This window comes from Peptostreptococcus sp., assembly GCF_977045075.1.
This window is the reverse complement of sequence record NZ_CDRRTB010000006.1, coordinates 18,670-39,513: the sequence shown is the minus strand read 5'-3', so window position 1 is coordinate 39,513 and position 20,844 is coordinate 18,670. Positions and strand designations below refer to the sequence as shown.

Sequence of the window (20,844 nt, the reverse complement as noted above, 5' to 3'; positions counted from 1 at the left end):
ACTAGCGAAAAAGATCTGATAAATCAGGTGGCAAAGCATGAAAGAAGATATAATAGTACGGCAAAAACAAGTTTAAAATTTAAAAGTCCAGATGAAGTTGTAGAAGAGTATTTCAAAAATACATCCTACTATTATGAAAATTAAAATGAACCAAGTCAAGGTTCGCAAAGCTTTACTCCTTGACTTATTCATTTATAATTTTCGATAAAATAGTAGGCATTTTGAAAAACTCTCTTGTAAGTGTAACATATGTGTTGACAACTAAGAGAAGTAAATTCAAAAAAATTAAAAAATAAGCTTGACAAAACCTTTACCATGATTTAGAATGTTTTATAACAAGTAAAGAAACCACAAAAATAAAGACTTTGACTAGAAATAGTAGGTATATGAAGTTAATCAGAGAGTAGCTGGTTGGTGAGAAGCGCATTACAGATTATATTGAACACATCTATGAGTTGGATACCGAAGCTTAGTAGGCTATCACGTGAACACACGTTACAGTGTTAGAGTATTATATAGTACTCGATGAGGTTGCTATTGTGAGATAGTAACGAATAGAGGTGGGAACACGAAGTATTGGATTTTATACTCTCGTCCTCTGGCAGACGTCAGGGCACGGGAGTTTTTTGTGTGTATTCTATCCTGGACCTGACTAAAACATATTTTATTATATTTTTAGGAGGAAAAGAAAATGAAAAAAGGTATTATCAAAAAAACGGTTATGTTAGGATTAGGCTTAGTATTGGCTACAGGCTTGGTAGGGTGCTCAGGCCAGAAGGAGGATAAGAAGGCTAGTGATACAAACTCTAAAAAAGAAATTGTCATGGGACTTGACAACACATTTGTTCCAATGGGATTCTTGAATGATAAAAACGAGCTAGAGGGCTTTGACATCGACCTAGCAAAAGAAGCATTTAAGAGAGCAGGCTATACAGTTAAGTTCCAGAATATTGACTGGTCAATGAAGGAACAGGCCCTTGATAATGGAAATGTCGACTGCCTATGGAATGGATACTCAATAACTGAAGAACGTAAGGCAAGAGTAGCCTTTTCTAAGCCATACTTCGATAACAAGCAGATTGCAATTACAATGTCTACTGAAAGCCCAACTAAACTTGCAGACCTTAAGGACCAGGTGGTTGGAACTCAGGCAGCATCATCAGCTTTAGAGGCAATTGAAGCTAACAAGGAATTCATCGGAATGATAAAAGACAAGAAGCCAGTTACATATGATACATATGACAAGGCCCTTAGAGACTTAGAAATTGGCAGAATTAAGGCAGTTGTTGGTGATGAAGTCCTACTTAAGTACTATATTACTCAGAGGGGTGCTGATAAGTATAAGGTTCTAGAGGGAGACCTTGGTAGTGAGCAGTACGGTGTTGGATTTAGAAAGAATGACACAGAACTAAGAGATAAGATAGACAAGGCCCTTGATGATATGAAGGCCGACGGTACTTTTGACAATATTAAGAAAAAATGGTTCAACCAATAGTAAAAATATAAGTAATTAAAGCTGATAAGTATATTAGGTCAGCGACAGGAGGAAATAAATGTTTGAAGGGGTTAAAATACTTTTAGAATTGTTCTTTGTAACAACTATATTTTCCATACCCTTGGGTATAGCAGTTGCCTTTGTAAGGCTATCAAATAATAAAATAGCTAGTTCAGTATCTAGCTTCTATATATGGATAATGAGGGGAAGTCCTTTGTTACTACAGATGATGTTTTTTTATTATGTACTTCCTATAATTAGTCCAAAGCTAGTATTTGACCAGTTGACGGTAGCCTTTATAGCCTTTGTTATCAACTATGCTGCATATTATGCAGAAATATTTAGAGGTGGTCTATTATCTATAGACAAAGGACAGTTTGAAGCAGCTAAGGTCCTTGGCTTTGACAAGGTAACTATGTACAGGAGAATTATTTTGCCCCAGCTAACTAAGAGGGTATTACCTCCAGTATCTAATGAGCTAATTACCCTAGTAAAGGATACTTCTTTAGTTTATATACTAGGATTAAATGACCTATTGAGGGTGGCAACAGCAGCCAGCAATAGGGAAGCTAGTTTGATGCCTTTTGCTTATGCTGCTGTTATATACCTAGTAATGACAGCTATATTAACTAAGTTGATGGCAATCTTAGAGAAGAGATATTCATACTATAGGTAAGGGGTGAGAAGATGTTAAGAATAGTTGATCTTAAGAAAAAATTCGGGCAGGTGGATGTTTTAAAGGGAATAAGTTTCCAGATCGATGATGGTGAAATAGGTGTAGTATTAGGAAAGTCAGGAGCAGGCAAGACGACCCTTATAAGGTGTATTAATGGACTTGAAAGCTTTGATAGTGGTAAAATTATCTTAGATGATGTTGAAATTATGTCTATTAATGATATGAAGGAAATTAGGGGCCAGATAGGCATGGTTTTTCAGAATTTCAACCTTTTTCCACATCTAACTGTCCTTGAGAATATAATAGAATCTCCTGTAAGGGTATTTGGAAGAAATAAGGATGAAGTAGTTAAGGAAGCCCTAGACCTACTTGAGATGGTAGATCTTTTAGACAAGAAGGACCACTATCCTCACCAGTTGTCTGGAGGGCAACAACAGAGGGTTGCTATTGCTAGATCTTGTGCCCTTAAGCCAAAGGTATTATGCTTTGATGAACCAACTTCAGCCCTAGATAAGGAAAATATTCAAAAGGTAGAGGAGATCATTAGAAACTGTAAGAGGATGGGTATGACTATATTAATAATTACCCATGACACAGTTTTTGCTCAAGAAATTGCTGACAAAACCCTTAATATTTCTGAGGGACTATTAGTATAATTATGAGTCTAGTAAAGGTATATAATATATCTAATAAATAAGTTTCTTACCCTGATGGGTAGTACCAACCTACAGAGGTCACGTATTTAAATACGGGGCCTCATTTTAATATACATGTTTATATTGTATAAACTTATATTATATAAACTGACCAATAAGAATCTAAAATATACTTATATGAACCTGATATCTGTATATATTTATATAAGCAAAAGGCGAAAATATCTAAAAATATGGTATAATCATATTAGTGAGGTGTTTTTTATGAGTGATAGACATAGGAAGAATAATTTTTATATAGATGACCTAGTTAAGCGTTTGGGTGATACTATAGATACAAAAATAAATGAAAGCAATTTTTCGGACCTAAATGAGACGGTGAAGAGGTCTATAGATATAGCCCTTGACCAGGTCAATAATTCAGTTATAGGTCAAAACTTATTTGGGAGAAACTCTTATAAGAAATTCTATAATAAGGGCTATGACCCTAGTAATGCGGTCCAAACTAATAAACTAGATATATATGCCAGGAGACCAGAAAACTATGCAGTTAACCTGGTGTTTCAAATAATATTTGGTGCTACATCCTTGCTTATGCTTATATTAGGTATTATTTTTCTAGTACTAGAAATGAATTTTATACCATTCTTTGCTATTTTTGGACTAATGTTTGGTATTAGTTATTTCTTTTCAAGAAAAAGGAAAGAAATCGCAAGATACAAGTCCTATATAGGATCGCTTGATCAAAATGGATATGCCGAAGTTTCAAGCATGGCCTACCGTGTGGGGATAGCAGAAAGCAGTGTTGTTAAGGATCTACATAGGCTGATAGACAAGAGATTCTTTTACCAAGGCCACCTAGTAGAGAATGACACGATATTCCTTGTAAATGATGAATTATATTCCTACTACCAGTCTGGTCAGGAAAGTCGTAGGCAAAGGGATATTGAAAAAGAAAAACTTGAATCTAATAAAGAATTAAAGGAATTTCAAGATACATGTCAGGAGGTTAAGCAAGAACTTGTCAGCCTGGAGGGCTCACTAATTGATCCAGACATGAAGCAAAGATGTTCAGATATATTCTATCTGATAGAAAGTCTTGAGACTATAGTAGCAAAAAATCCAGATAAGCTACATAGGTTAGACAGATTTTCATCATACTATATGCCAATTACAATCAAGCTACTTAAGTCCTATCAAGACCTTGAAAATAAGCCTAGTACTGACCTACTAAACAAGTCTATGATTGAAATAGGAACTACTATGGATACAATCATAGAGGCCTACCAGAGGCTAGTAGACCAGCTAATTCAGGCAGATAATATAGACATAAAGTCAGATATTTCTGTCTTAAAAACAATGTTAGCCCAGGATGGTTTAAGTGGTACTAGTCCATTTGAAAATAAGACTGAATAATATATTTTAGGCTGGATTTAGTTGGAATGTGTATTGATAAAATAAGAAATTAGGAGATTAAATATGGATGATATAATTTTAAGTTTTGGAAATAATACGAAAGAAGACATAGACCTAGTAGAAGAAAATGTAGTTGATACTAGAGCCCTAGATTCTTTCGATGAAATGAGCTTAAGTGAATCAGAACGAAAAATGGTTGAAGATTTTTCTAAGCAAATAGATATAGCAAACTCACAACTAGTACTCGAATATGGGGCAGGAGTTCAAAAAAAGATGTCTGATTTCTCAGATTCTACCCTAAATGTTATTAGGACCAAGGACCTTGGAGAGGTAGGAGATATGATTTCAAACCTTGTTGTCGAATTAAAGGGCTTTGATGCTAGTGATGAAGACAAGGGTATACTTGGATTCTTTAAGAGGGGAACTAAGAAGACCCAGCTAATTAGGGCCAACTATGACAAGGCTGAGAATAATGTAAACTCTATAGTAAAATCATTAGAAAAGCAGCAGGTAACTCTTATGAAGGATATTTCTACCCTAGACCAGATGTATGACCTAAATAAGAATTACTATAAAGAAGTATCGATGTATATATTGGCAGGTAAGAAAAAACTAGCTGATATTAAGGCCAATGATCTGCCAGCCCTAAGTAGAAAGGCCAAGGAATCTGGCCTACAGGAGGATGCCCAAAACCTTAATGACCTTAATAACCAAATAGATAGGTTTGAGAAAAAGCTACATGACCTTGACCTGTCTAGGATGATATCAATACAGACAGCACCCCAGATAAGGATGGTACAGAATAATAATATCCTCATGGTTGAAAAGATACAATCAACCATTGTAAATACCATCCCCCTATGGAAAAATCAAATGGTATTAGCCCTTGGGGTAAGTCATTCTAGTGAAGCTATAAGGGCCCAAAGAGAAGTATCAAATATAACTAATGAGCTTTTGAAGAAGAATGCAGACAACCTTAAAATGGCTTCAATAGAAACTGCTAAGGAATCAGAAAGAGGAATAGTTGATATAGATAGCTTAAAACATACAAATGAAGCTCTTATATCTAGTCTAGATGAGGTTATGAAGATACAGGTTGAGTCTAGGGCAAAGAGAAAAGAGGCTGAAAATGAGATCCTTAGGCTTGAAAATGAGCTTAAGAATAAGATGATAGAAATGGTGAACAAATATGAAGTATAAGTACACTTTAATATCTCCATGTTTTTTTGGTATGGAAAAGATGTTAGCAAATGAAATAAAAAATTTAGGTTTTGAAATTGAAAAGACTGAAGATGGCAGGGTTACTTATAAGACTGATGAGTACGGAATAGCCAGGGCAAATATGTGGTTGAGGTGTGCTGAGAGGGTTAGCCTAAAGGTGGCTGAGTTCAAGGCTACATCATTCGAGGAGCTTTACGATAGGACTAGACAGATAGATTGGTCTAGGTTTATACCCTATGGGGCTGAATTTCCAGTAGCAAAGGCATCATCTATAAAGTCTAAGCTCTATTCAACCCCTGATATACAGTCTATAGTCAAGAAGGCAGTGGTTGATAGCCTTAAGGAAAAGTATATGGAAAGCAATATGCTAAAGGAAGATAAGGAAAGATACCCAATCTTTGTCTTTATACATAAGGACAGGGTGGTACTTTCCATAGATACTACTGGCTTAGCCCTACATAAGAGGGGCTACAGAGAGCTATCAAATAAGGCTCCAATTAGAGAAACTCTTGCAGCTGGCCTAGTCTATCTTACGCCTTGGAGACCGGGCAGAACCCTAGTAGATCCAATGTGCGGGTCAGGAACAATACTAATAGAAGCAGCCATGATTGGTATAAATATGGCCCCAGGCATGAATAGGGAGTTTATATCAGAAAAGTGGAGAACTATAGATAAAAATATCTGGTGGGAGGTTAGAAAAGAGGCCTTTGATCTCTTAAGAGACGATGAAAGCTTCACCATATATGGATATGATATAGATCCTGAGTCTATTAAAATAGCAAAAAACAACGCTGAAATTGCAGGGGTAGAAAAGTATATAAAATTTGAATGTGGAGATGCTACTAAATTTGCTTCTCAAGAAGAGTATGGATTTTTAATTACCAACCCACCATATGGTGAAAGACTTGAGGACCAAGAAAGTGTAAAGCTTCTATATAAGGAATTAGGCTATACTCTAAGGAGGCTTAAAAACTGGTCATACTACCTTATTACTTCATATGAAGATTTTGAGTATGAATTTGGTCAGGATGCTATAAGAAAGAGAAAGCTATATAATGGTATGTTAAAAACCTATTATTACCAGTATCCAGGTCCTAAACCACCAAAAAAAGCTTAAAGGGGTGATATATTGAATAAGTTATTTAATAAATATATATGGGTATTCTTCATAGTTTTATTGATTGCTCTACCAACCCTGATCGCTGCCAATTTTAATTCATTAAAATCGCCAGAAAAGTTGATAGTAAAGCCTGTAAGCAATGAAAGTAACCTTCAAATTTATAATTCAATAAGGCGTTTAACACCTCTTGATACTAGCTTTACAATGCCTCAAAACTTCAAAGAGGTATCCAAGATAAATAGGGTAGACCTTGATTCTGATGGAATAGAGGACATAGTTGCCTTTAAGAAAAAAAATAATGAAAACCAAGGTACGAGTAATATATACATGTATATATTTAATATGCAAAGTGGTCAGATTTCAGAGGATGATGAAGGCATAGTTAGAATTCCCGGAGAGACGATTAAGTATGCTAATTTTATAGATTTGGATAATGATGGAAAAAAAGAAATTATTCTCCATATTAATAGTCTAGGTTATGAAAATATATACGTTTATTCTTATGAAGATAGAAACATTAAAAAGAAGGCGGAGTACAACTCATCTGAGACTTCAATTAAGTTAAACTTCTTTGACTATGATAATGATGGGCAGATGGAATGTTTAGCCCTTATCCAGAGTCAAAAGAATTATGAGGTCAGTATATGTGGTATGAGGCTTGAGAACAATAATATTCAGTTTGATAAGTATGATACATCCTATACTGTAGAATCTTTGGACAAGGTCGAGATACTAAACGGAAGACTTTCAAATAAGTACTTTGGAAGTGTGATAACCTACCAGAGTCTTAGAGGATCTTCGGTAAACCAACTAATTATATACAGAAATTCAAGGTTTGAAAAGGTTATAAAAAATGAATCTAACATAGCCATTAATCCTTATAATTTAAGGGCTGAGGATATGAATGGTGATGGCATCTTGGACCTGCCAAAGATTGAAGAGGGACTGACAAATTCAAGCACTAAGGACAATATAATTATTAGCTGGTATGACTGGAATGGTAAGCTAGAAGAAAAAAAGGAAGTTCTTACAAGAATAGGTCAGAATTTCTATTCATTTACTTATAACTTCAAACAGGTTATACCTGACATACTAAGAGATAAAATCTATATAAAGGTTGAAAATAAGGATAATAAGGATGAATACTCTATTTACTATATCAATGATAAGTCAAAGGTCGAATTATTGACTTACACTGTCATCCCAAAGGCTTCAGCTAATTATGAAAATATAGATAAAGAGGATGTTAAAACTAGGGTCCTGTTTGAAACAGAAGACTACGTGTGCATACTTAAGAAGTCAAATGAAACTATGTTGAAGAAATATGGGATAAACCTTAATAGAATAAGCAAAACATTTGTGTTGATTAATAAATAGTATCTACGTTAGGAGGGAATAATATGGACAAGATTCTTATTTTAGAGGATGAAATAGGTATAAGAAGTTTTGTTAGCATAAATTTAAAGAGAGAGGGTTATGAAGTAATAGAGGCTGGAACAGGTAGTGAGGCCATAGAAAAACTTAATAGTGAACCCAATATTGCTGTTGCACTACTAGATATAATGCTACCTGACATGAGTGGTGTAGATATATGTAGGTATATAAGAGACAAGTATGAAAATATGGGTGTTATCATGCTTACTGCAAAGGCCCAGGAGGATGATAAGATTGAGGGCTTCGTGGCAGGGGCTGACGATTATATGATAAAGCCATTTAGTATAAAAGAGCTTTTATTTAGGGTATCTGCCCTAATTAGGAGGGTTAATAAGGACAATGATACTAGAAAGAGCAGTGTTCTTGATCTACCACCATTTTCTTTGGATATTAATAAGAGGAAGCTTTATAAGAATGGAAATGTTGTAGACCTTACTCCTACAGAGTTCTCAATTGTAAAGTTCCTAATGATAAATGCAAGTGATAGTCTGAGTAGGGACCAAATCCTTCAGGAGGTATGGGGATCTACTGAACTATATGACTACAAGATAGTGGATGTAAATATAAGACGTATTAGAAACAAGATAGAAGAAGACCCATCAAAGCCAAAGTATATTTTGACTGCATGGGGCTATGGCTATACTTTTAGGAGAGCAGATTAATGGGTTTATACTTTGGAGGATTAAGGAAAAAAGTTCTTAAAAATTTCATAATTATAATAATCCTGATAGTATTGATATTTGAAGTATTCTTTGCCATATTTACAACTAGGTACTACTATACCTCTATAAGGCAGACCATGTTTTCGCAGATGAGGTATATAGATACCGTATATAATGCAGCTAATATGACTAATATAGACTTTAATGATAGGGTTAGGAGTATATTAGAAAACCAAAACAACCTACAAAACTCTAATATAGCTGTAAATATTATAAACAGTAAGGGTAAGCTAATTGTAGACCAGTATGGCTTTAACAGTAATAGAACCATTGATTATGTAGATGTAAGAAATGCCCTTAAAAACACTGCTGGTAATGATATGTATACATATATATATGAGGAAAAAGACACCCATGAAAATGTAATGAGTGCTTCTGTAGCAATTAAAAGCAATGGTGTAATCCAGGGTGTGGTTAGGTTTAGTGTTTCACTTAAGTATGTAAATACTGAAATATTAAAAATAATGTTTTATCTATTCTTTATGGGCTTAATAGTAATCGCATTTTCAATCAGCCTTAGCCTGAAGTTTGCTGATTCAATTATAGACCCCCTACATGAGCTAAAAATATTTTCCAATATGTTGGCCAAGGGTAACTATAATATAAAGGTTAACAAGTCTAGGATATATGATGATGAAATTGGCGACCTTGCCAATACCTTTGAAAATATGGCCCAGGAAATTCAGAAGAGTGAAAAGCTAAAGGATGAATTTATTTCATCAGTATCCCATGAGCTAAGAACACCTCTAACATCTATTAAGGGCTGGAGTGAAACCCTTGGACTGGATAATATTAGTAAGGAAGAACTGAGCATGGGTCTAGGCATAATCAATGATGAAACTGAGAGACTAATAAAGCTAGTAGAGGAGCTCCTTGACTTTTCAAGGATGTCATCCAACAGGATGAAGCTAAATATTGCAGAGGTAAATATAGAAAATCTTGTTTCTAGTGTAATAAACCAGCTTAGGTCTATGGCTATTAAAAAGAATATAAGACTGAGCTTTGAATTCTTAAATCAAGATATGACTATAATTTATGGAGATAAAGACAGACTAAGACAGGTTCTGATAAACCTAGTACAGAACTCTATTAAATTCACGCCAGAAGAGGGTGTTATCTCAGTAAAGGTTGACCAGACAAGTAACGAAACTAGTATATGTGTAGCCGACAATGGTATAGGTATAGATGAAAAGAATATAGCAAATGTATCTAAGAAATTCTTCCAGGAAGATTTCCACAAGTCTGGAAGTGGCTTAGGTCTTGCTATAAGTGAAGAAATAGTTAAGCTACATGGTGGGTACATGACTATAAATAGTAAGAAGAATGTTGGGACTCAAATCACAATCACTATTTCAAACGATAGCAGAAAATCTTAATATACATGTATAAAATAACCTCATAAGGGTATAAGTCCTTATGGGGTTATTCCTCACTAGGGAAATTTACTATTAGGAGGTAGTTTTGAACAAGGATTTAGGTAATGATAAAATTTCAAAGTTATTGCTAGATATGAGTATACCAGCAATTTTAAGTATGCTTGTTGCTGCAGTTTATAATATTGTAGACAGGATTTTTATAGGCAGGATCAATCCTTTAGGCCTAACAGCTATTGGTATTACAATGCCATTTCAGGTTGTCCAGATGGCCTTTATTCTCCTGATTGGGGTAGGTGGCTCTACTTTAATTTCTATTCGATACGGTGAGAAGAAGTATGATTCAGCAGAAAAAATACTATACAACTCTTTACTTTTGATTATAATTTCTGAACTTATAATTACTATTGTCTGTATCATATTTATGAATCCGATTTTTAATCTTTTAGGCGTGTCTAAGGATGTATATGGATATGCCAGGGACTATATATGGATTATACTTATTGGTGGCGTGCCTGGCTTAACAGGTTACTGTTTAAATAACTCTGTAAGAAGTCTTGGACATGCTAAGGAATCTATGATAATAGTTATAGTGAGCTCAATACTTAATATTATACTGGATGCTCTTTTTATTTTTGTCTTTAAGTGGGGTGTAAGGGGAGCAGCAATTGCAACTGTGATATCTCAGACTACTGTTACAGTATTTGTCCTATACTTCTTTATAAAGGCAGAGAATATACCTATAAAACTTAGGAAGAAAAATGCATCTCTTGACATGAGGGTTGTTTGGGAAATATTCCATAATGGTCTCCCAAATTTCTTTATGAACTTGTTTGGTACAATTGTTAATATAATACTAAATAGGTTTATAATTAACTTTGGTGGTGACTACCATATGGCATCTGTAACCATTATTTCATCTATTAGTTTGTTTATTACAATGATAATTTATGGAATCAGTCAAGGGGCCCAACCACTAATAGGATATAACTTTGGGGCCAATAAGTACCACAGGATAGTTAAAACTGTGAGGTTGACCACAGGAGTTATAGTAGCTATAAGCTCCTTGTTTTTAATTTTTATAGTATTGTATCCAAAATTATTTATATACCCATATACTTCTGATACTAGACTACTTGACATAACGAGCCATAATATAAGAATATACCTTCTAGGTATAACTTTTGTAGGTATCCACTCAATAGCGACAACCTACTTCCAGTCGATTAGAAGACCAAAGACCTCTTCCGTATTATATATACTTAGGTACGGGGGTATACTTATACCACTTTTATATATAGTACCAAAAATAATGGGTATAAATGGTGTTTATTTAGCTAATGCCCTTAGTGATATTATATCAGGAGCTATTGCCTTAGTATTCTTGTATATAGATATACATCGTTTAGCAAGAGACAAGATAGCTCAGAATATCTTTAATTAAATAGACTGCATTTTATTCATCTATAAGGGGGAGTAAAGGTAAATAACCTATACTTCCCTTTTTATGTTAACAAAGAATAGATGGAAAAAAAGGAAGAAGTATTTAAAATACTTCCGAAGATGTATCATTGAATAATAAAATGGAAAAAGATATTTTTTACTCTTGCACTTAAACTGTACTAGTGATATAATACACTTAACTGTACTATAGTAGTAGTACAGTTAAGGACTTAAAATAACAAATTATAATATTTAAAATAAGGGGAGGAGTGATTCAAGCTTGAAAGAGATAAAATTCAATAGTAATTCACCCATATACCTACAGATATCAAAATACTTTGAGTCTCGGGTATTCTTGGGAGAACTTGAGCCTGGTAGTTTAATACCCTCTAGAAGGGAGTTAGCTGGCATCTTAGGTGTAAACCTTAATACAGTACAAAAGGCCTATTCCTATATGGATGAAATAGGCCTTATAATTACCGAAAAAAGTAAGGGTAGTGTGATAACAAGTGACCTAGAAAGACTACATCAACTTAGGGATGATTATATTAAAGAGCCATTGATTGAATTTATTTCAAGTATGAAGTCAATAAATATTGATAAGGAAAAGGTTATAGACCTACTAGACAAATATTACGATGAAACTAAGGAGGATCTATTAGATGATACGAGTACAGAATTTAACAAAGAAATATAGAAATCAGACAGGGGGAAGGTCTTCATGTGTTAAATATGCCCTTGATAATGTAAGTCTCGATATAAAGGAAGGGACAATTACAGCCATTCTTGGCCTTAATGGGGCAGGGAAGACAAGCTTATTAAAGTCCATTATGGGCTTTATAAAACCTACTAGAGGTTCTATTAGTGTTGATGACCAAAGGCTGTCATACCAGTTATACAAGAAAATGATATATGTGCCAGATTGCCCAACACATTTTCCAGGATATAGGGTCCAGGATATGATAGACTTCTACAAGGATTTTTATGAGACGTGGGATGACCATAAGGCTGATGAGATGCTTGAGCTATTCAAGATAAATAGGAATGACTATATTGACTCTATGTCGAAGGGTAACATAGCTAAGGTAAAGCTTGTTATGGCCTTTTGCTTGAATATGAAGTATATTATTTTGGATGAGCCCTTTGGAGGCATCGACGTATTTAAGAGGAAGGAATTTGTCAGTATGATGGCCCAGTATATGTCAGATGACCAGGCCTTGATACTTACTACACATGAAATTAAGGATATAGAGTCTGTTGTAGATTATGTACACATACTAAATGACGGGAGGCTTGTTGCCAGTTTCGATGCAGAGGAAATGAGATTACATGAAGGAAAGTCTATTCTAGACAAAATAAGAGAGGTGTCTTTTGATGACTAGCTTATTAAGATATTTGAAGTTTGACCTTAAGAGAAATAGGAAGCTCCTAATAGTATTTATTATGATACTGGCTGGACTTTATATTTTTGGTAATGTGGTTTCTTATAGGATGACAGTAGAGTATTATAGGACTCTAGACTTTTCAATAATTAATGAAATTAACCTTAGGACAAGTATGTACTCTAGTCTTGTAAATACAATTGAAACATTCAGTCTACTTGTATTTGCCCTTATTTTAACCATTGTAGTAATGAATCAGAAGGTAAACACCGGACAAAATACCAGTAGCTATAATATTTTACAGCTACCACTACCAAAATATATACACACTATGGCGGTTTACATAGAAGCAGGCTTATTCATCCTTGTGAACTACCTAATAATAGGTATAATTTCCTATATTAGAGGAATTTATTTAGTATCAAAATTTAAGTTCTATAGTTTGAATTATGGTATACCAATAAAGGAAACAATAAATATGCTAGAAGTATTAAAGCAGATATTTATATATAATCCGCTCTTTCAGAACTTTAGACCTGATATGATTGTTGCCGGATGGATCCTATTAATTGGTATATCATGCCTGGCTACTATCCTATTTTCGAGAAAGCTTAGACTAAACACCATAGGGTCTTGCTTACTTGTTGTGGCCCTATACTTTACCATATATATTTTGATATCATTTTTAAGTAGGTATCAATTTGACAATTCCATACCGTTAATAATTGGCGGTTTGACCATAATTTTAATTAATATCTATTTAGTTAAAAATGTAGATTATTAGGAGGTTATATATGACTTTTTTTAATAATATTTTTAAATTATATTACCATGAGCTAAGGGTAAATAAGAAAATTATAATCCTATTGGGAGTAGCAGTATTGACATGGTTTTTATTTTGTGTATTTAATTTTTACATAGGTCAGTATTCTGCAGGTGACTTAAATATAGTCAAGGACCTGTCACCCCAAATAATTGCAGGTGCACCTAATGACCAAGACAAGCTACAATTGAGTCTACTTTTCAGAGGTTCTATAAATATTAGCTCTACAATGAATAGTAATATATTAATGATAGCACCTATTTGCCTGGCTTCCATACTAGCCTCCTACTTCTTGGTATCTAGGGACTTTAGGAAGAAAAATTCTTCCTTTTACTTGATATACAATATTCCTAATAGTATCTTAGAAATAAAATTGGCAAAGATTTTAGTCGGTCTTAGCCTATACATATATACAATTATATTAATTACGCTTGCCCTAGTGTGTTTGGATTGTATAAACCAATTCAAGTTTGGCGATTTATACAGGCCGGGTATATGGAGTATTACAAGGGAGGCGTTATTTTTACCTTTTGACTATGCTACATCATTATTTTATACATTTATGCTTGCCTTGCCATCTATAATCGGACTACAAGCATCTACTAGTATAATCTATGGAGGAAATATAAGGACTAGGCTTGCAAAGAGGGTTGGCTTCTTTATATTGATTATACTATCAGCCTTTATAGTTATTATTATAGGATTGGATGTGAATTCTTATGGTCTTGTAGGTGGTATTCAGGGATTAGATACAAGTCCTCCAACTTTAATTTTTATAGTCCTGCTATATATACTAGTAGCCATATTATTTATACTGGATATGGTAAATAGTAAAAGAAGTTTTAGAGGAGGATTAGGTTATGAAGACAAGTAAAAAAGGAATTCTGATTTTTGTAGGCCTATTGACAATCCTATTAGTTAGCATTTCATATGTAGGTGGGTCCTACCATAAGTCATTTAAGATAGATACTATTAGGGGAAGTGACCGAATTTTAAATGAACAAAATCTATTATTGGTCGATAATAAATTAATATCTAACCCAACTAATATGTTGAAAAATTACTATGCGATTAGAACTACTAATGCCTATATATTAAATTCAGATAAACTTACAAAGCTTAATATAATAAAAGATGGTCGAGATTTTCTTCTTAGAGATAAAAATAGCATATATAAGCCGAAGACCTCTTTAAGTGTTCCTATAAATATTTATTATACTCAGTATGATAAAACTGGGCTTGTCCAGGTTAGATTTCAAGACTATCAGGGGAAGGCGTATAGTGGATCTATATATGATAAGGACATAGCCGAAAGCGCCAAGTCTGAGGATCTGAAGATTTATAGGATAGAAAGGTATAAGAACAATTATTATCTGGCCTTTTCCTACTATAATAAGGACAAGAAGACAAATATCCTTGCCTTTGCCTGCTTGGATAAGAATCAGCTTAGGATTCTGGACAGGCTAGAGGACAAGGTTAAGTATAGGTGGAGTAGGTATGGCCTAATAGCCTTCGATAAGTTCTATATTTTTGATTATAGTGATGAAGATGGCAATTTTAGACCGTCAACCCTGGCCTTTGATTTTAAGGAAAATAAAATATCTAGAGCCTATATAGATGATAAAGATCCAATATTTAGCGTATTTGAATATAACCCTAATAGGAGTGACCACACAGATAGTTTTTCATATATAAAGTATCTGCCAGAAAAAAATATTATAGTAAGGGTTAAAAATCCTGTCGGCAGAAAAAACTATCATCTGTACCTGATTAAGCATAAAGAGGGCAAGCTTGTACTTGATCAAGATATAGATACAGGTGTAGGTATTAATAGCATAGATAGGAAGAAAATAGAGGACGGTGGAAAGACTTTTGAACTAGAAAATTATGGTGGAGCCAATATATTTCTAAACAATGATAAACTAATATTCTATGTGGTGAATAATGCCTCCTTATCGAATCCAAATGAGTATGAAAAGAGGGTAAATTTAGAGGAACTAAAAAGAATTATAATATTTGGCTTGGATACTAAAAAGATAGACTATGAGGGTCAGGTTATGGGTGGACTCAAACAATTTGATGAGGAAATCTACGCCAGCGAGAAAATTCATAAGGGTAAATAAGCATTAATCTATAATTAAGGCAAATAACCTCAATTTATGGTATAATATATCATGTTTATGGAGGTGGTAAAGTGTTTAAATTTAAGATTGGACCCCTATTGCTATTTGTATTTTCCAGTTTTATTCTGGGCCTCTCTATAAAGTATAAAAAGGCAACAGGGCTTATATATACGAATATAATTAACAGATTTATTAGAGAAAAGCTTAGTCTTGCCTTTGGTAAGGTTGATATTCCAATTGGTGACACAATAGCACTACTGCTAATATTTGTCCTAATATTTTTCCTGCTGAATTTAGTAAGAAGGTCATTTAGCCCAACTAAGTGGCTAACCTATATTTATAGGGTCTTTTGGGGAACTATAAATATAATTTGTATAGGATTCTTTGTATATGTACTTTTCTATGGCTTAAACTACCATACCCAACCTTTGGCAAATTCCTTAGTCGATAAGTACAATGCAAAGTATTCAACAGATATTAAGGTTCATGTGGATACTAATAAGCAACTTGAGGTTTTGAAGTATCTTGAGAGTAAGGCTATCGATACAAGAAATCTGGTAAGGCATGAGGAAAATAACAGCCTATCCAATATAAATGATTTGTCAATTCAGGCAGAGGAGGGCTTTAGGATAATTTCAGATGTCTTTCCAAGCCTTGGGGGCACATATTCTAGGCCTAAGTTAAGTCTATATAGTCAGATATATGATACACTTGGTCTAGAGGCTAGGTACTTCATACTTACCAATGAGGTTAGTATAAGTAGGAACCTACCAGATATATACAGGCCCTTCCTAGTGTCTAAGTATATGGCCTATCAAAGGGGAATTGCTAGAGAGGATGAAGCAACCTTCTTTGCCTATTTAGCTGGTATTAACAATACAAACCCTAGCATTAAGTATTCTGCCTATGTATCAATTCTAAGTATGATGACCCAGTCAATGATGCTGGATAATAAGGTTGAATACAACTACTTTGTTTCTAATATGAACAAGGACATTAGGGCAGATATGGAAAAAATAAGCTCATATAGGTCTAAGACTGGAGTTAGTCAGAAGCTTATAGACCAAATTAAATACAATTTTAAAAGGGTAAATGGTGATCTAAGGGTGGACAGTCTCGAAAAAGAGGTATCGATTTTGATGTCCTCCTACTATTCCTTGTTTACCTACTAGAATCAGTAAAATAGTGGTTAAGAGACTATACTTTGAATATCAAGAGGTATTTTAGTATAAAAGGACTTGGCCACTTTTTATTTTATATTTACTTTACTTTTTAAATGCTATATAATTATAAGTGAAAAAGTATGCAAATGAGAGTAAGGGGTGAAAGAGATGTCACAAAATCCAAAGGTGGATTATTTAAAAGGAAACTTCTATGAAAAAATTGGTAAGTCTGAACTTGCTGTAGAAAAATTTAGAGAAGCAGCTGAGTCTGGATATGAAAGAGCCCAACTTATTCTAGGTCAATTATATGATAGCCAGGGTGAAATCGAAAAGGCAGAAAACTGGTATAGGTCTGCCTTTAATAATGGTGTTGATTATGCAGCATTTAACCTAGGCAACATGTACTACAATAATGAAATATACGACACATCCCTTTATTGGTATGAAAAGGCAGCAGAAAAAGGAATACTTGCTGCCAAAAACAATATTGGTGTCATTTACTATATACTAGAAGACTATGAAATGTCTGAAAAAATCCTAAAGGAGACTGCTGATGCTGGTTTTGCTAAGTCTTACTTCAACCTTGGGCTTCTAAATATAGAGCTAGATAATAAGGAGCTTGCAGAAGAAATGTACGAAAAGGGGGCAAGCTTAAATGATGAGGATGCCATCTACAACCTAGCTGTTATTGAAATGGATAGGAGCAATTTCACTAGGTCTATGGACCTTTATAAGAAGCTTTTAAAGAAGAAGCACCTTAAGGCTGCTATGAATCTAGGCGTCTTAAGTGAGCTTTCTGAAAACTTCGTTGATGCAGAGAAGGCATATTCTGTTGCAGCAGATGAGGGGGATCCGGATGCCCAATATAGGATGGGCTTTATACTTGATAGGAAGGATAAGTCATCTGATGCTATCCACTACTATGAGCTAGCCGTTGCCCAAAACCATACAATGGCCAAGTACAGGCTGGCTAACCTTTATAATAGGAACAATGATACAGACAATGCTAGGATATACTATAAGATGGCTGCTGATGATGGTGTCAAGGAGGCAAAAAATAACCTTGCGGGTATCCTTTTTGAGGACAAAAACTACAAGGAGGCTGGTCTTTACTACAAGCAGGCCATAGCCCAGGGATGCTATAATTCGGCGGAGAATATGGGGGACCTTTGTAGGACTCTAAAGGAATATGATATAGCCATTAACTACTATAAGATGATTCCTGACAATATAAACTGTCAGATTAAGCTAGCTAATATATACGAGAAATTAAATGATTTGGATAATATGATAGATTGGTATAAGAAGGCAGCTGATCATGGTGATATAGAGTCATGCTTCAAGCTAGCCAGTATATACGAAAAAACGGGTAATGAGAAGAAGGCAATTAGGTACTACCAGATAGCCTCAGACCATGGCCACCAGATAGCCAAGCTATATGCAGGTAGGCTATATTTTATGCAGACTAACTACGAGGAGGCCAAGGCCTATCTTGAAGAGCCTGCAAAGCTAAATAACATATATGCCTTAAATACACTAGCCATCATGTATGATAACTTTTTTAAAGACCCTAAAAAGGCAATAGAGTATTATGAGAAGGCCATTATGCTTAATTGTACTGAAGCCATGTACAATCTTGCCCAGTTAATGTTTAGAAGCTTTGAATACGACAAGGCTGAAAAATACCTAAAAATGGGGGCAGAAAATGGCAACAAGAGGTGTGAATACTTCTTGGCAGCCTTTTACTACAGGAAGTCAATAGATATGTTTAAGTCTTTGGCTAACCTTAATTACGAGAATACAAATGAACTCTTAAATGATGTTAGACATATGGACTTTATTGATGATCACCTATTGATGACTGATTTTTCTATATATCCTCTTGAATACGAGGTTATAAAGGAGGATGTTGAGCCTTTATATATCATAGATATAGATGAGGATATAACAAGCCTACTTAGTCAGGGAGATGTAAGGATGGCTGTTGACCAGGGCCAGGTCGAAAATATTGATGTTTAAGAATATATATTAAATAAAGTGCTTTTATGATAAAATATAGATTAGGTATATTTTGTTAAAGAAATCAATAGAAATAAAATAAATTTCAGAAAGGGGTGAGCTTATGATAAGATACTACAAGACAATTAATCAAAATTTAGAAAGACTAGATGAATTCGAACCAAGTTGTTGGATAAATCTTACTGAGCCTACCTCCAATGAAATAGAAGATATCAGCAAGCTTTTGGAGATAGAGGCAGATGTTGTTGGAGCAGCCCTAGATAATGAGGAGAGCTCAAGAGTAGAGTATGATGACGACTATACACTTATATTAATTGACATCCCCTTCGATATGTCAGATGCCCAGTCATCTACCTATATGACAGTACCTATAGGTATAATACTTGCTAGGGACTGTATTATTACTATATGTTCAAAGCAGACAAGAATAATAAATGACTTTATAGTTGGTCATGTTAAGGACTTCTATACATATATGAAGACTAGGTTTATCCTACAAATTCTTTATAGGAATGCTACCTTCTACTTGCTATATCTTAGAAGAATAAATAACACTACAAACCTAATAGAGCAGGAAATCCATAATTCAATGAAGAACAGGGAGCTTCTACAATTATTACAATTGGAAAAGTCACTTGTATACTTCTCAACATCGCTTACAGCTAATGAGGCAACTTTAGACAGGCTTTTGAAGCTGAATATAATTAAGCATTACCAGGAGGATCAAGACCTATTAGAGGATGTAATAATTGAAAACAAGCAGGCCTTACAGATGTCAAAGATGTACGGAGACATCCTAAGCAGGATTATGGATGCCTTTAGTGCTATTATCAGTAACAACCAGAACAATGTCATGACTTACCTAACTGTCGTAACCATTGTAATGGCAGTACCAACGATTATTTCCGGTCTATTTGGTATGAACGTTGGTGGTATACCTTTTGCTACCCATCCATATGGCTTCTTGATTGTAAATGTAATTACAATTTTGATATGCATCTTATCTACAGCCTACCTAATAAGGAAGAGGCTCTTATAGGGTGGTGTTTTAGATGCGAGAAGAAAACTATGAAAAATTATTGCATATAAATACTTCGAGGGCTGAAACTAGGATGGACACAAAGAAGATCTACAATCGCTATGAGCCAACACCCTACAAGGCTCTTATCAAGCTATTTGATGAATATAGGGCAGGAGGAGAGGACCACTTTGTAGATTTTGGTTCAGGTAAGGCCAGGTTTGCCTTTCTGGTAAATTTCTTATTTGACTCCTCTTGTACAAGCGTAGAAATTTGTGAAGACTTCCATAAGACGGCCCTAGCAAACAAAAAAACCTACAGACCGAGAAATCAAGCTTCTAAGGATAGGTTATTTTTCGTAAATGGACCAGCGGAGAAGTACCAGGTGAGTGGTTTTGAAAATAAATTTTATTTTTTTAATCCCTTTGCCCTGAGTATATTTATATGTATTGTAAATAATATTTATAGGTCTGTTGAAGAAAGACCTAGGGAAGTAGATATTATACTTTACTATCCTTCATATGAATATATTGAATACCTAGAAAACAGGACCAACTTCCGGCTGTACAAGGAAGTTTTTCTTGAAGAGTCTAAAAATGACCCTAGGGACAGGTTCGTAATATATAGGCTAGGAGAGGATAAGTCTATTTACGATGACTGCTATTCAAATATATGTATTAAGTCTGTTTACTCAAGAGACTTGATGATTTTTCAAAAGCATAAAAAAAGGTCACTATAATAGCTTACTAAAACTATATAG

General features: G+C 34.4%; 19 protein-coding genes and 1 other annotated feature. All 19 genes read left to right on the top strand.

Annotated elements, in window-relative coordinates:
• The first annotated feature begins 356 nt into the window (after window positions 1–356).
• Window positions 357–602, top strand: a binding site (T-box leader).
• A gap of 89 nt (window positions 603–691) precedes the next feature.
• Complete coding sequence (locus ACW6OJ_RS01450; protein WP_456095583.1) at window positions 692–1,495, top strand: amino acid ABC transporter substrate-binding protein; 804 nt, start codon at window positions 692–694, stop codon at window positions 1,493–1,495.
• A 58-nt stretch (window positions 1,496–1,553) separates the two neighbouring features.
• Complete coding sequence (locus tag ACW6OJ_RS01445) at window positions 1,554–2,171, top strand: amino acid ABC transporter permease (RefSeq protein WP_293427238.1); 618 nt, start codon at window positions 1,554–1,556, stop codon at window positions 2,169–2,171.
• Window positions 2,172–2,182: 11 nt separating this feature from the next.
• Window positions 2,183–2,827: an amino acid ABC transporter ATP-binding protein gene (locus ACW6OJ_RS01440; protein ID WP_304194382.1), complete on the top strand. Its 645-nt coding sequence runs from the start codon at window positions 2,183–2,185 to the stop codon at window positions 2,825–2,827.
• Window positions 2,828–3,091: 264 nt separating this feature from the next.
• Window positions 3,092–4,243 carry a 5-bromo-4-chloroindolyl phosphate hydrolysis family protein gene (locus ACW6OJ_RS01435; protein WP_456095582.1) on the top strand — a complete coding sequence of 384 codons (1,152 nt, stop codon included), beginning with the start codon at window positions 3,092–3,094 and terminating at the stop codon, window positions 4,241–4,243.
• 63 nt (window positions 4,244–4,306) lie between these two features.
• Entirely contained in the window at window positions 4,307–5,443 is a 1,137-nt protein-coding gene (locus ACW6OJ_RS01430; protein WP_456095581.1) for a toxic anion resistance protein, read from the top strand.
• On the top strand, window positions 5,433–6,581 hold the full coding sequence (locus tag ACW6OJ_RS01425; protein ID WP_293436186.1) for a THUMP domain-containing class I SAM-dependent RNA methyltransferase: 1,149 nt from the start codon (window positions 5,433–5,435) through the stop codon (window positions 6,579–6,581). The genes ACW6OJ_RS01430 and ACW6OJ_RS01425 overlap by 11 nt, the downstream gene beginning before the upstream one ends.
• Before the next feature lie 12 nt (window positions 6,582–6,593).
• Entirely contained in the window at window positions 6,594–7,961 is a 1,368-nt protein-coding gene (locus ACW6OJ_RS01420) for an FG-GAP repeat domain-containing protein (RefSeq protein ID WP_456095580.1), read from the top strand.
• A gap of 23 nt (window positions 7,962–7,984) precedes the next feature.
• Window positions 7,985–8,680: a response regulator transcription factor gene (locus tag ACW6OJ_RS01415; protein WP_293427256.1), complete on the top strand. Its 696-nt coding sequence runs from the start codon at window positions 7,985–7,987 to the stop codon at window positions 8,678–8,680.
• A complete protein-coding gene (locus ACW6OJ_RS01410) occupies window positions 8,680–10,116 on the top strand; it encodes a sensor histidine kinase (RefSeq protein ID WP_314495398.1) in 1,437 nt (478 codons plus the stop codon). The genes ACW6OJ_RS01415 and ACW6OJ_RS01410 overlap by 1 nt, the downstream gene beginning before the upstream one ends.
• Before the next feature lie 85 nt (window positions 10,117–10,201).
• On the top strand, window positions 10,202–11,557 hold the full coding sequence (locus ACW6OJ_RS01405; RefSeq protein WP_456095579.1) for an MATE family efflux transporter: 1,356 nt from the start codon (window positions 10,202–10,204) through the stop codon (window positions 11,555–11,557).
• A gap of 279 nt (window positions 11,558–11,836) precedes the next feature.
• Window positions 11,837–12,253 carry a GntR family transcriptional regulator gene (locus ACW6OJ_RS01400; RefSeq protein ID WP_456095578.1) on the top strand — a complete coding sequence of 139 codons (417 nt, stop codon included), beginning with the start codon at window positions 11,837–11,839 and terminating at the stop codon, window positions 12,251–12,253.
• Window positions 12,219–12,938: an ABC transporter ATP-binding protein gene (locus ACW6OJ_RS01395; RefSeq protein WP_456095577.1), complete on the top strand. Its 720-nt coding sequence runs from the start codon at window positions 12,219–12,221 to the stop codon at window positions 12,936–12,938. Before ACW6OJ_RS01400 ends, ACW6OJ_RS01395 begins: the two co-directional genes overlap by 35 nt.
• Window positions 12,931–13,722, top strand: a complete 792-nt coding sequence (locus tag ACW6OJ_RS01390; protein WP_456095576.1) for a hypothetical protein — start codon at window positions 12,931–12,933, stop codon at window positions 13,720–13,722. Before ACW6OJ_RS01395 ends, ACW6OJ_RS01390 begins: the two co-directional genes overlap by 8 nt.
• Window positions 13,723–13,732: 10 nt before the next feature.
• Window positions 13,733–14,635 (top strand): hypothetical protein, encoded by a 903-nt coding sequence (locus ACW6OJ_RS01385; RefSeq protein ID WP_456095575.1) that lies wholly within the window; start codon window positions 13,733–13,735, stop codon window positions 14,633–14,635.
• A complete protein-coding gene (locus ACW6OJ_RS01380) occupies window positions 14,622–15,884 on the top strand; it encodes a hypothetical protein (protein WP_456095574.1) in 1,263 nt (420 codons plus the stop codon). The genes ACW6OJ_RS01385 and ACW6OJ_RS01380 overlap by 14 nt, the downstream gene beginning before the upstream one ends.
• Before the next feature lie 71 nt (window positions 15,885–15,955).
• Complete coding sequence (locus tag ACW6OJ_RS01375) at window positions 15,956–17,056, top strand: DUF3810 family protein (protein WP_456095573.1); 1,101 nt, start codon at window positions 15,956–15,958, stop codon at window positions 17,054–17,056.
• 159 nt (window positions 17,057–17,215) lie between these two features.
• Window positions 17,216–19,066 (top strand): tetratricopeptide repeat protein, encoded by a 1,851-nt coding sequence (locus ACW6OJ_RS01370; protein ID WP_456095572.1) that lies wholly within the window; start codon window positions 17,216–17,218, stop codon window positions 19,064–19,066.
• A 103-nt stretch (window positions 19,067–19,169) separates the two neighbouring features.
• The gene (locus ACW6OJ_RS01365; protein ID WP_456095571.1) at window positions 19,170–20,105 is read left to right on the top strand and encodes a magnesium transporter CorA family protein; all 936 of its coding nucleotides are present in this window, start codon (window positions 19,170–19,172) and stop codon (window positions 20,103–20,105) included.
• Window positions 20,106–20,118: 13 nt separating this feature from the next.
• On the top strand, window positions 20,119–20,823 hold the full coding sequence (locus ACW6OJ_RS01360) for an SAM-dependent methyltransferase (protein ID WP_314770724.1): 705 nt from the start codon (window positions 20,119–20,121) through the stop codon (window positions 20,821–20,823).
• The last annotated feature ends 21 nt before the right edge of the window (window positions 20,824–20,844 follow it).

Excerpts from the sequence above, each read along its gene's own strand:
- ACW6OJ_RS01450 (WP_456095583.1), top strand. The coding sequence starts at position 692 with ATGAAAAAAGGTATTATCAAAAAAACGGTTATGTTAGGATTAGGCTTA.
- ACW6OJ_RS01445 (WP_293427238.1), top strand. The coding sequence starts at position 1,554 with ATGTTTGAAGGGGTTAAAATACTTTTAGAATTGTTCTTTGTAACAACT.
- ACW6OJ_RS01440 (WP_304194382.1), top strand. The coding sequence starts at position 2,183 with ATGTTAAGAATAGTTGATCTTAAGAAAAAATTCGGGCAGGTGGATGTT.
- ACW6OJ_RS01435 (WP_456095582.1), top strand. The coding sequence starts at position 3,092 with ATGAGTGATAGACATAGGAAGAATAATTTTTATATAGATGACCTAGTT.
- ACW6OJ_RS01430 (WP_456095581.1), top strand. The coding sequence starts at position 4,307 with ATGGATGATATAATTTTAAGTTTTGGAAATAATACGAAAGAAGACATA.
- ACW6OJ_RS01425 (WP_293436186.1), top strand. The coding sequence starts at position 5,433 with ATGAAGTATAAGTACACTTTAATATCTCCATGTTTTTTTGGTATGGAA.
- ACW6OJ_RS01415 (WP_293427256.1), top strand. The coding sequence starts at position 7,985 with ATGGACAAGATTCTTATTTTAGAGGATGAAATAGGTATAAGAAGTTTT.
- ACW6OJ_RS01410 (WP_314495398.1), top strand. The coding sequence starts at position 8,680 with ATGGGTTTATACTTTGGAGGATTAAGGAAAAAAGTTCTTAAAAATTTC.
- ACW6OJ_RS01395 (WP_456095577.1), top strand. The coding sequence starts at position 12,219 with ATGATACGAGTACAGAATTTAACAAAGAAATATAGAAATCAGACAGGG.
- ACW6OJ_RS01390 (WP_456095576.1), top strand. The coding sequence starts at position 12,931 with ATGACTAGCTTATTAAGATATTTGAAGTTTGACCTTAAGAGAAATAGG.
- ACW6OJ_RS01385 (WP_456095575.1), top strand. The coding sequence starts at position 13,733 with ATGACTTTTTTTAATAATATTTTTAAATTATATTACCATGAGCTAAGG.
- ACW6OJ_RS01380 (WP_456095574.1), top strand. The coding sequence starts at position 14,622 with ATGAAGACAAGTAAAAAAGGAATTCTGATTTTTGTAGGCCTATTGACA.
- ACW6OJ_RS01370 (WP_456095572.1), top strand. The coding sequence starts at position 17,216 with ATGTCACAAAATCCAAAGGTGGATTATTTAAAAGGAAACTTCTATGAA.
- ACW6OJ_RS01365 (WP_456095571.1), top strand. The coding sequence starts at position 19,170 with ATGATAAGATACTACAAGACAATTAATCAAAATTTAGAAAGACTAGAT.
- ACW6OJ_RS01360 (WP_314770724.1), top strand. The coding sequence starts at position 20,119 with ATGCGAGAAGAAAACTATGAAAAATTATTGCATATAAATACTTCGAGG.